1 protein-coding gene is annotated in these 432 nt (G+C 59.0%); it reads right to left on the reverse strand.

What is annotated here, in order from left to right; translation table 11 throughout:
- The coding region (gene ftsL / locus KJQ99_RS11395; RefSeq protein ID WP_214150731.1) for a cell division protein FtsL at positions 1-334 on the reverse strand (334 nt) is incomplete at its 3' end.
- Positions 335-432: the final 98 nt, after the last annotated feature.

A 432-nucleotide genomic window follows, 5' to 3' on the forward strand; every position in this document is an offset into this window, starting at 1 on the left:
CCACCTCAGGCTTAGCCGTCTCCCCGATGACTCCTGGTACCTCCTTGCCGTCGACCTTGGTCTGGGTTCCGATGACCTTGCCAGTACGCAGGTCAATATAGGAGCCGTAAGGATTCGGCCTCATGCCGAGCTTCTTGGCCTGTTCCTGGAGATTCTGCGGACCACGAAGGTGATCGACCTCAGCAGCCAGAACAGCCTGCTGGTGTTGCAAGACGTTGAGATTGCGCGTCTCCTGGGCAATCTGCATGGACTGCGCCTGGATGGTGGTGTTGAGCACCAACAGCCCGTCCAATCCAGCAGCTAACATGACAACAATGAGAATGGCAAAGCCCATTCGCCCCATCTGCTGCTGACGCACCCGTCGCGGCAGTGCACGCAATACTGGACGCAACGAGGTAGGCCGTGCAGCAGCAGTCCTGGCCTGCTGTGGAC

It is taken from the genome of Campylobacter sp. 2018MI13, from assembly GCF_018501135.1.
Taxonomy (GTDB): Bacteria; Campylobacterota; Campylobacteria; order Campylobacterales; family Campylobacteraceae; genus Campylobacter_E.